The sequence below is a fragment of the Myxococcus sp. AM011 genome (assembly GCF_013372595.1).
In the GTDB taxonomy this organism is placed as follows: Bacteria; Myxococcota; Myxococcia; order Myxococcales; family Myxococcaceae; genus Myxococcus; species Myxococcus eversor.
In genome coordinates this window covers 22003-31372 of sequence record NZ_JABXEM010000126.1, presented here as the reverse complement: position 1 = coordinate 31372, position 9370 = coordinate 22003, and the positions used below count along the sequence as shown (strand labels likewise).

Sequence of the window (9370 nt, the reverse complement as noted above, 5' to 3'; positions counted from 1 at the left end):
GCACACCAGCGCCGAGCGATAGGACGACATGCCCCTGCGCACCCCACGCACCACCACCCGCACGCCCATGGCCTCCATCCGCGCGCAGACGAAGGGAGGCGCCCAGGCCGCGTCCGCGCGCCCGGAGAGCAAATCCTTGGCGAGCGTCTCGTAGCTGGACGCGACGCTCACCTCCACCAGCTTGCCCAGCGCCCTCTGGAGGAAGGCCGCCAGCCGGTCCGCGCGCTCCCGCGCCATCTCGCTGCCCAGGGACGGCGGCAGCCCGAAGCGGAAGGAGTGCCTGGAGGTGGAAGGGACTTGAAGGGTCATGCTGCCCCCCTGATTACCCCTCCCTGCCCAGTCGCGCCACTTCGTCGTCGGCGAGACCGAACGTCGCCTGGAGCATGTCCAGGATGCGCTGCTCCGGAACGCTGGGCTCGCCGCCCGCGTGGGCGATTTTCGTGGCCAGCCGGAACGCCTTCACCCGCTGGGCGTGCGTCGTCAGGCCGTGCGCCAGGACATGGAGTCGCTGGGGCAGCCCTTCCGCGGACAGCGCCGCCACCGACTCGCTCACGAAGCTCTGCGCGCGCTCCGGGCTGACGTTCTCGAAGAGGGGGTCCGCCGCGAAGCTCTCCACCAGCGCCCGGGCCTCGGCCTCCTTCAGCCGCCCGTCCGCCGCGCTCACCAGCACCATGACCTCCGCGTACAGCCGCTCCAGCGGCTCGCCCAGGGCCTCCGCCAGGCTGCCGCCGTTCTCGATGACGTCGATGATCTGGGCGACCTCGTCCTCGGAGATGCCCAGCGCGGCCTGGAACGTCTTGAGCAGCCCCAGCTCCGTGCGCGTGGCCCGCTGGTCCGCCAGCGCCACCGCCGCCGCCAGCCCGAAGGCCAGCATCCGGTTCTTGTGGTCCGGCAGCCGACGCCGGAGCGACGAGAGCACGTCCTCCAAGTCTCGCGCCTCGGACAGCCGCGCCGCGCTGGACTCCACCAGCGCGTTGAGCTCCTCCGGACGCGTGCCCTCGAACTCCGGCCGCTCCAACACGCGGCTGAGCAACGTCTGCATCTCCCGCTGAGACACACGGCCGTCGGCCATCGCCGCCAGCAACATCGCCTCCACCAGCGCGGCGTTACGCTCCTTGCGCGCGCTCACTGCCTGCTCTCGAGCCATGGACTGGCTCCCCCTTGCGTGTCCTGCGTGTCTTGAGTGGGCGCCACCGCCACTCCCGCCTCGCTCGCGTTCAGCGGGTCGGGGTTGAGCGCCCTGTCCATCAGGTGCGACGGCCGCACGTTGGCCATCGCGTTGAGAAGGCTCTGCCGGACGTTGGGAATCTCCTTGCCCAGGTCCTCCACCAGCCGCTGCATCCGCTTGCGCTGGAGGTTCTCCTGCGTGCCGCACAAGTCGCAGGGGATGATGGGGAAGGCCTTCAGCTCCGCGAACTTCGCGATGTCCTTCTCCGGCGCGTAGCACAGCGGCCGGATGACCACGTTGCGCCCGTCATCGCTCTTCAGCAACGGCGGCATCGCCTTGATGGAGCCGGCGAAGAACATGTTGAGCAGGAGCGTGTGGATGAGGTCGTCGCGGTGGTGGCCCAGGGCAATCTTGGTGCACCCCAGCTCCACCGCCGCCGTGTAGAGGATGCCCCGCCGCATGCGCGAGCACACCGCGCACTGCGTCTTCCCGGGCGGCGTCTTCTCCAGGACGATGCTGTACGTGTCCTCCTTGAGGAGCTTGTACTCGTAGCCCTCTCGCTGGAAGTACTCCTCCAGGACGTGTCCCGGAAATCCAGGATGTCCCTGATCCAGGTTCACCGCGAGCAGGTCGAACTTCACCGGCGCGCGGCGCTGCAGCTCCCGGAGCAGGTAGAGCATGGTGTAGGAGTCCTTGCCTCCGGACACACCCACCATGATGCGGTCCCCGTCCTCGATGAGGCGGTGGTCCGCGATGGCTCGGCCCATGTGGCCAAGCAGACTCTTTTCCAGGCGCTGGACGTCATTCATCGGCGTGGCCATCCTAGCGGCGGCCCGGGAAAAAACACGTCATTCAGGCGGTCCGGTCCGCTAGCCTGCCCAGCTCGATGCCTACCTACCCGCAGGGTGACGTGGACGTGGTGGATTCCGCCGGGGCCCAGAGCGCCCTCCAGAAGCTGGAGGCGGCCCGCGAGCTGGCCGTGGACCTGGAGGCCGACTCCATGCACGCCTTCCGCGCCCGGTTGTGCTTCCTCCAGGTCGCCACCGACGAGGACGTCTTCCTCTTCGACACGCTCCAGCCCGGCGTGGAGGCCCGGCTGCTCGCCCCGCTGCTGGCCGACCCGGAGCGCACCAAGTACTTCCACGCGGCCCAGGGCGACTTGCAGTTCCTGGCCGAGGGCGGGGTGCGGGTGCGGGGCCTGTTCGACACGCACCGGGCCGCGACGCTGCTGGGCTGGCCCAAGGTCGGACTGGCGGACGTGGCCCGGGAGAAGCTGGGCGTGGAGCTGCCGAAGGAGCATCAGCAGTCCGACTTCTCGCTGCGCCCCCTGCCCCCGGGCATGCACACCTACATCGCCAACGACGTGCGCTACCTGTGCGAGCTGGGCCGGCAGGTGCGCGAGTCGTGCCGCGAGGCGGGCATCCTGGAAGAGGTGGTGCTGGACTGCGACAGGCTCTGTGACGAAGCCGTGGCCCGGCCCGACGTGGGCGCGGACTTCAAGCCCAAGCTGCCGCGCTCGGGGCTGTCCCCCACTCAGCTGACGCTGGCGAACGCCATCGCGCACGCGCTGCACCGCAAGCGACTGGAGTGGGCGGAGCAGGAGAACATCCCCATGGGGCGCATGCTCTCCAACATGGCGCTGGCGGACATCGCCACGCGGCTGCCCTCCACGCCCAAGGACCTGGCGCGCGCGGCGGGCGTGCGAGGCGCCTTCGTGCGCGCCCATGGTGACGAGGTGCTCGCCATCGTCCGCGTGCAGTTGGAGAAGTCGCGCAACGGCGAGCTGCCCCAGGAGCGGGAGAACAAGGGCCCCAAGGACACCAACCGCCGCAAGCGCGAGGACGCCCTCAAGGCCTTCCGCGTGGAGAAGGCCACCGAGCGCAAGGTGACGCCCAGCGTGGTGCTCACCAATCCGCTGATGGACGCGCTGCTCGCGCAGCCTCCCGGGAATCTGGAGGAGCTGGCCCAGGTGCCCTACTTCGGTGACAAGCGGTTGCAGCTCTACGGCCCCGCCCTCATCGAACTCCTGGCCGCCTTCCCCGTCGTCGGTGGCTGAGCGCCGCGCTGTCACGCCACCGCGTCACATCTGACACCTCGTGGAAGCACTACCGTCTCCCGGGCGGCAATGATGGAATGCCCCCCGTCACGAGTCGCCCTTGGTCTGGCGGACGGAGCTTCCCGATGCGGTTCGGACACCCTGGCGCGGTCATCGCCCTGCTGCTGACGCTGCTCCACGCGGGCTGCGTCAGCGGCTCGCGTGAAGTGGCCTCGCGGGCGCCCCCACCCGTGGCTCGAGCACCTGTCGCACCGCCCCCCGTCGAGGACACCCGCGTCCTGTCGCCACCGGGCCTGCGCCTCGACTGGAGCGCACGGCCCACGCGCCAGACGGTGACGCTGGAGCTGGACCCTCGGAAGGAGACCTTCCGGGGCACCGTGGACGTGGAGCTGTCGCTGTCGGAGCCCACGCGCACGCTGTGGCTGCACGCCTCCGAGCTGACCGTGAGCCAGAGCCACTTCCAGGTGGGGGACACGCGCGTGTCGACGGAGGCGCTGCCCGTCGGTGACGACCTGCTCGCCTTCGTCGCGCGCGAGCCGCTTCCCGCGGGCCACGTCACGCTGCACGTCGAGTATTCGGGCCGCGCGTACGACAAGGAGGACAGCGGCGTCTTCCGCGAGCAGGAGAGCGGGAACTGGTACGCGATGACGCAGTTCCAGCCGCTGTACGCGCGGCGCGCCTTCCCCTGCTTCGACGAGCCCGCCTTCAAGATTCCCTGGGTGCTGAGCTTGCGCGTGCGCGCGGAGGACTCCGCCTTCGCCAACACCCCCGTGCGCTCCGAGGAGCCGGGGACGGACGGCTGGAAGACGGTGCGCTTCCAGACGACGCAGCCTCTGCCCACGTACCTGGTGGCCTTCGCGGTGGGGCCCTTCGAGTCGGTGGACGCGGGGAAGGCGGGACAGAACGGAGTGCCGGTGCGCATCGTCGTGCCCAGGGGCCGCGCGGCGGAGACGACCTGGGCCGCCTCCGTCACCCCGCCGCTGCTCTCGGAGCTGGAGACGTGGTTCGGCACGCCCTACCCCTACCCGAAGCTGGACGTGCTCGCGGTGCCGGGACTCCTGGGCGGAGCGATGGAGCACCCGGGCCTCATCACCTTCGGCGCGCCGCTGGTGCTCGCCGAGCCCGGGAAGGACACCGTGTGGCGACAGCGCGGCTTCGCGGAGACGCAGGCGCACGAGCTGGCGCACCAGTGGTTCGGCAACCTCGTCACCCCCGCGTGGTGGGACGACCTGTGGCTCAACGAGTCCTTCGCGGACTGGCTCGCCTTCAAGGTGGTGAAGCGCTGGCGTCCGGAGTGGCGCGGAGACATCCGCCGCGTGGAGGCCCGAGGCCACGCCATGCGCGAGGACTGGCTCGTCACCGCGCGCAGCATCCGCCAGCCCATTGAAGCGCCCGGGGACATCCACAGCGCGTTCGACGGAATCACCTACGGCAAGGGCGCCGCCGTGCTCGCCATGTTCGAGTCCTGGGTGGGCGCCGAGGCCTTCCAGCGCGGCGTGCGCCACTATCTCCAGGCGCACGCGCGGGGCACCGCCACCACGGAGGACTTCTTCCAGGCGCTGTCGCTCGAGGCCGGCCGGGACGTCGCGCCCGTGTTCTCCTCGTTCCTGGACCAGCCCGGCGTGCCGCTGGTGGCGATGACGCTCCAGTGCCCCAAGGACGGCCCGCCACGGCTCGCGCTGGAGCAGCGGCGCTACCTGCCGCTCGGGGCGAAGCAGGCGGAGGACTCGCGGCCCTGGCAGGTGCCGCTGTGCGTGCGCTACGCCGTGGGCGAGAAGGACGGCCGCGTCTGCACGGTGCTCACCGAGCCCACGGGCTCGCTGGAGCTGACCGAGGCGAAGGGCTGTCCGGACTGGGTCCATCCCAACGCGGAGGCGCGCGGCTACTATCATGCGTTGCTGCGCGGAGATGGGATGGAGCGGCTGACGCGACAGGGCGGCCGGCAGCTCACCGTTCCGGAGCGGCTGGTGCTGATGGCGGATGCCCAGGCGCTGCTCTCCAGCGGCGAGCTGGACGTGAGCCAGGCCCTCACGCTGGTGACGCGGCTGGGTGAAGGAGGCTCGGACCTGGTGAACAGCGCGGCGGGCGTGGTGGGCAGCGTGCACACGGACCTGGTTCCGGATGCGCTGCGTCCGCACCGGGCGCGCTTCGTGCGAGGGCTCTTCGGCGACCGCGCGCGCTCGGTGGGCTTCGTGTCCAGGCCCGGCGAGAGCGAAGACTTGAGGTTGATGCGCCCCACGCTGATGTGGATGGCGGCCAACGAGGGCGAGGACCCGAAGCTGCGCGCCGAGGCCCGTCGACTCACGCTGCGCTGGCTCGAGGACCGGACCTCCCTGCCTCCGGAGGACGCGGCCACGGTGCTCCAGTCCGCCGCGGTGGCCGGAGACGCCGCCCTGCACAAGAGACTGCGAGACGCCGCGCGCACCGCCACCACCGAGCAGGAGCGTGGACTGCTCTTCGGAGCGCTGGGCGGATTCCGCGACGCGGCGCTCGCGCGCGCCAGCCTGGAGCTGCTGCTGGACGCGAAGGTGGACACGCGCGAGGCGCTGGCCATCCTCTTCAGCCAGCTCTCGGAGACGCACACGCGAGAGGTGGCCTTCGCCTTCCTGCGCGAGCATTTCGACACGCTGCGCGAGCGGCTGCCCCGGGACATCTCCACGTGGCTGTTGTCGAGCGGCGCCTTCTTCTGCGACGCCAGGCACCGTGACGAGGTGGAGCGCTTCTTCGCCCCGCGCGCTCGCGACTTCGAGGGCGGAGAGCGCGCGCTGGCGCAGTCCCTGGAGCGCGTGGACCAGTGCATCGCCCAGCGCGAGGCCCTGCGGCCCGGCCTGACGCGGTTCCTCGCGCGCTACTGAAGTCAGCGCTTGCGCGCGAGCATCATCCCGTCGCGCACCGTCAGCAGCACCGGCTCCACGCGCGCATCCGCGACGACCTTCGCGTTGAAGGCCACCACCGCGTGGTCCTGCGCGGACTCCGGGCTCAGCACGCGCCCGGACCACAGCACGTTGTCCGCGACGAGCAACCCACCGGGACGCACCAGCGGCACCACCGCGTCCCAGTAGGCGCTGTAGTTCCCCTTGTCCGCGTCGATGAAGACCAGGTCGAACGGGCCCCGCAACGTCTTCACGGTTTCCAGGGCAGGCCCGAGTCGGAGCTGGATTTTCCGACCATTCGGACTGCGCGCGAAGAAGTCGCGGGCAATCTCGGCCGTCTCCGGATTGATGTCACAGGTGATGAGCTCTCCGTCGTCGGGGAGCCCGTCCGCCATCATCAACGCCGAGTATCCCGTGAAGGTCCCGATTTCCAGGACGCGTTTCGCACTGGTGAGCGAGACGAGCATTCTCAGGAAGGCGCCTTCCACGGGCCCGACCTGCATACCCGGAGAAGACGTGCGTGCCTGGGTGATGTCCTTGAGTTCCTCGAAGAGTCGCGCGGGTGCCGCGGTGTGCGTGCGAGCGTATTCTTCGATTTCGTCAGGGACGAGCGTGAGCTTGGGCATGGTGACCGTTTAACATCTGGCATCCCATGCCCCACTTCCAGTTGCTCCCCTGCTCGGCGTGCATACCCTGGTTAGCGGTTCGGAGGTGCGAGCGATGACGGGAGCCAGGCTGGGTGGTGCTCGCGCGGACGTGTCGCGCTGCATTGAGGCAAGCCTCCAGTGCCAGGTGTCCTGCGAGGCGGGAATGGCGCGGCTGGTGGCGCAGGGAGAGCCGTTGAGCAGCGCCTCCGTGCGCGTGCTGCGGCAGTGCGCGGAGCTGTGCGAGCTCAACGTGCGCGCGCTGCGCAAGGACAGTCGCCTGTCACGGCGCACCACCAGCCTGTGCTTCGAGTTGAGCAGCCTGGTCGCGCGCACGGCCTGGCTGGACGCGGATGATCCAGGCTCATACACGCTGGCGAAGGACGCACTGCGGCTGGCCCGTGCCTGCCACCCGCTCCTGTTCTCGTTCTGAGCGGCGCTGATTCAAGGGCGAGCGGCTGGCTCCGCTCGTGCCCACTCGTTCTTGCGCCGGGCCCGAGCGCCCGCGTCTCCAGAGCAGCTCAGAGCGTCACGCCGTAGAGCGCGCCGTACTTCTCGCGCAGGTACCCGAGGAAGTCCGCGTCGGTGAGCCCCTGTCCCGTCACCTCGCGCACCCGCGCCTCCGCCGGCAGACGGAAGCCCTGGCGGTGGATGCGCTCACGCAGCCAGTCGCGCAGCGGCAGCATCTTCCCCTGACGAAGCCGTCCGTCGAGGTCCGCCAGCTCCCGCGCGGCGACGCGGTAGAGCGAGGCCGAGTAGAGGTTGCCCAGCGAGTACGTCGGGAAGTAGCCCAGCTCGCCCCAGGCCCAATGGATGTCCTGGAGCACGCCCTGCGTGTCGTCGGGCGGGGTGACGCCGAGGTAGCGCTCCATCCGCTCGTTCCACGCGGCGGGCAGGTCCGCGAGCGGCAGCTCGTCGCGAATCAGCAACAGCTCCAGCTCGTAGCGCACGGCGATGTGGAGGTTGTACGTCACCTCGTCGGACTCGGTGCGGATGAGCGACGGGCGCACGTCGTTGACGACGGTGTGGAACGCATCCAGGTCCACCTGCGCCAGCGCGTCGGGGAAGCTCTCTCGAAGCAGCGGGAAGTAGTGCTCCCAGAAGGGACGCCCTCGTCCCACCATGTTCTCCCAGAGCCGTGACTGCGACTCATGCAGCCCCATGGAGGGCGAGGCCGCCAGCGGCGTGCGGTGGTGCTCGGGCGCGAAGCCCTGCTCGAACAGACCGTGCCCCGCCTCGTGGATGGTGCTGAAGATGGCGGGCAGCGGGTTCGACTCATCGACATGCGTCGTGAGCCGCACGTCGAGCGGGTGCGTGCCCCCGGTGAAGGGATGGATGCTCAAATCCTGTCGTCCCGCTTCCAGGTCGAAGCCCAGGTCCGCCAGCAGCCGCAGCGTGAAGCGAAACTGCGCGTCCTTGTCGAAGCGCCGCCCGTCGAAGAGGGCCGGCACCTGTCGCTTCGCGCCCGTGAGCTTGCCCACCATGGGGATGAGCTGCTCGCGCAGCGTGGTCAGCACCGGCGTGAGCCGGGAGACGCGCATGCCGGGCTCGTAGCCTTCCAGCAAGGCGTCGTAGCGCTCGCCCTCATGGCCGTACGCATCCGCCTGCTCGCGGCGCAGCTCCAGGAGGCGCTGGAGGGCGGGCTGGAAGCGGGCGAAGCGGCGCTCCTTTCGAGCCTCGCGCCACGCCTGGAGGCCATGGCTCTGGGCCTCGGCCAGGGCACGGACGAGGGCGGCGGGCACACACACCTCGCGCTCCCGCTCGCGCTGGAGGACCGAGACCATGGCGCGCTCGTCGTCCGTCAGACCCGCCTCGGTCGCCGCCTTGGCGAGCGCGTCCCCCAGCCGAGGGTCCACCAGGCGCTCATGGTGGATGCCCTGCAGGGTGGAGAGCTGGTGGGCGCGAGCGGAGCCGGCCTTGGCGGGCAGGTACGTCTCCTGGTCCCACGTGGCGAGGCCGATGAGCCCCTGGAGGTCCTTCAGCTCCTGCATCCGGGAAAGCAGCCAGGTATCCATGAAGTCTCTATAACCCGCCTCACCCCGGGCTTTCGCGGGGAGGAGCACAAGGATATGAGGGCCGGGCAATGGCCAATGTCCTTCAGTTCTTCATGACTCCCGACGACGAGCTCGCCTTCTTCCGCTTCCTGGAGCGCTTCGTGCTGGAGGTGTACCCCCGGCGCGTTCCAGCGGACTGGACGACGTTCCGCGCCCATCAGGACAACATGGAGCGGCTGCCCGAGGAGGAGATGTACCTGGTGGCCAGCGACTTGGGCCCCGCCATCGTCGACAAGATGAAGCGCGGCCCGGACAAGGGCTACTGGCGCGTGGACGAGGTGCGCTCCCCCGTCATCTTCCTGGAGCGCTGCCGCACCAACGAGGAAGGTGAACTCCTCAGCGGCAAGCTCTGGGCGGAGCTGGACATCACCGCGCAGACGGGCCGGAAGAACGCGGCGCCGGACCGCTTCCGGCGCCTGTTCATGGACATCGAGGAGCACGTGAAGAAGACGTTCCGTCGCGGCCAGCCGAAGGACTTCTTCGTCGGCCCCAAGACGGCCCGCCTCTACAAGGAAGGCCTCGTCCTGCGCGACTCCGCGTTCCGGGGCGGCACGGTGAACGTCTACAAGTAGCGC

At 69.8% G+C, this 9370-nt stretch carries 9 protein-coding genes; 4 read left to right on the top strand and 5 right to left on the bottom strand.

Features of this window, described 5'->3' with window-relative positions:
• The 3 genes from HUW62_RS25110 to ttcA form a co-directional block, all read right to left on the bottom strand.
• A partial coding sequence (locus HUW62_RS25110; RefSeq protein WP_176435837.1) for a PhnD/SsuA/transferrin family substrate-binding protein occupies positions 1 to 309 on the bottom strand: 309 nt, incomplete at its 3' end.
• Between the two features lie 13 nt (positions 310 to 322).
• Entirely contained in the window at positions 323 to 1147 is an 825-nt protein-coding gene (locus HUW62_RS25105) for a tellurite resistance TerB family protein (RefSeq protein ID WP_163870133.1), read from the bottom strand.
• Positions 1126 to 1989: a tRNA 2-thiocytidine(32) synthetase TtcA gene (gene ttcA, locus HUW62_RS25100; protein WP_176435836.1), complete on the bottom strand. Its 864-nt coding sequence runs from the start codon at positions 1987 to 1989 to the stop codon at positions 1126 to 1128. The genes HUW62_RS25105 and ttcA overlap by 22 nt, the downstream gene beginning before the upstream one ends.
• Before the next feature lie 65 nt (positions 1990 to 2054).
• On the opposite strand from ttcA, the gene HUW62_RS25095 reads away from it, so the two are divergent.
• Positions 2055 to 3224 carry a ribonuclease D gene (locus HUW62_RS25095; protein ID WP_163870131.1) on the top strand — a complete coding sequence of 390 codons (1170 nt, stop codon included), beginning with the start codon at positions 2055 to 2057 and terminating at the stop codon, positions 3222 to 3224.
• Positions 3225 to 3349: 125 nt separating this feature from the next.
• Positions 3350 to 6079, top strand: a complete 2730-nt coding sequence (locus tag HUW62_RS25090; protein WP_163870130.1) for a M1 family metallopeptidase — start codon at positions 3350 to 3352, stop codon at positions 6077 to 6079.
• A 2-nt stretch (positions 6080 to 6081) separates the two neighbouring features.
• Here the strand turns inward: HUW62_RS25090 and HUW62_RS25085 are convergent, their stop codons facing one another.
• Positions 6082 to 6723: a class I SAM-dependent methyltransferase gene (locus HUW62_RS25085; RefSeq protein WP_176435835.1), complete on the bottom strand. Its 642-nt coding sequence runs from the start codon at positions 6721 to 6723 to the stop codon at positions 6082 to 6084.
• A 94-nt stretch (positions 6724 to 6817) separates the two neighbouring features.
• On the opposite strand from HUW62_RS25085, the gene HUW62_RS25080 reads away from it, so the two are divergent.
• On the top strand, positions 6818 to 7174 hold the full coding sequence (locus HUW62_RS25080; protein ID WP_176435834.1) for a hypothetical protein: 357 nt from the start codon (positions 6818 to 6820) through the stop codon (positions 7172 to 7174).
• 88 nt (positions 7175 to 7262) lie between these two features.
• Here HUW62_RS25080 and HUW62_RS25075 read toward each other — a convergent pair whose 3' ends face one another.
• Positions 7263 to 8756, bottom strand: coding sequence for a carboxypeptidase M32 (locus tag HUW62_RS25075; protein WP_176435833.1), 1494 nt, complete (start codon positions 8754 to 8756; stop codon positions 7263 to 7265).
• A gap of 68 nt (positions 8757 to 8824) precedes the next feature.
• On the opposite strand from HUW62_RS25075, the gene HUW62_RS25070 reads away from it, so the two are divergent.
• The gene (locus HUW62_RS25070) at positions 8825 to 9367 is read left to right on the top strand and encodes a hypothetical protein (RefSeq protein ID WP_163870126.1); all 543 of its coding nucleotides are present in this window, start codon (positions 8825 to 8827) and stop codon (positions 9365 to 9367) included.
• Positions 9368 to 9370 lie beyond the last annotated feature (3 nt).

Bases quoted from the DNA above. Each gene is read 5' to 3' on its own strand.
- HUW62_RS25080 (WP_176435834.1), top strand. From the start codon at position 6,818: ATGACGGGAGCCAGGCTGGGTGGTGCTCGCGCGGACGTGTCGCGCTGC.
- HUW62_RS25075 (WP_176435833.1), bottom strand. From the start codon at position 8,756: ATGGATACCTGGCTGCTTTCCCGGATGCAGGAGCTGAAGGACCTCCAG.
- HUW62_RS25070 (WP_163870126.1), top strand. From the start codon at position 8,825: ATGGCCAATGTCCTTCAGTTCTTCATGACTCCCGACGACGAGCTCGCC.
- HUW62_RS25090 (WP_163870130.1), top strand. From the start codon at position 3,350: ATGCGGTTCGGACACCCTGGCGCGGTCATCGCCCTGCTGCTGACGCTG.
- HUW62_RS25095 (WP_163870131.1), top strand. From the start codon at position 2,055: ATGCCTACCTACCCGCAGGGTGACGTGGACGTGGTGGATTCCGCCGGG.
- HUW62_RS25105 (WP_163870133.1), bottom strand. From the start codon at position 1,147: ATGGCTCGAGAGCAGGCAGTGAGCGCGCGCAAGGAGCGTAACGCCGCG.
- HUW62_RS25085 (WP_176435835.1), bottom strand. From the start codon at position 6,723: ATGCCCAAGCTCACGCTCGTCCCTGACGAAATCGAAGAATACGCTCGC.
- ttcA (WP_176435836.1), bottom strand. From the start codon at position 1,989: ATGGCCACGCCGATGAATGACGTCCAGCGCCTGGAAAAGAGTCTGCTT.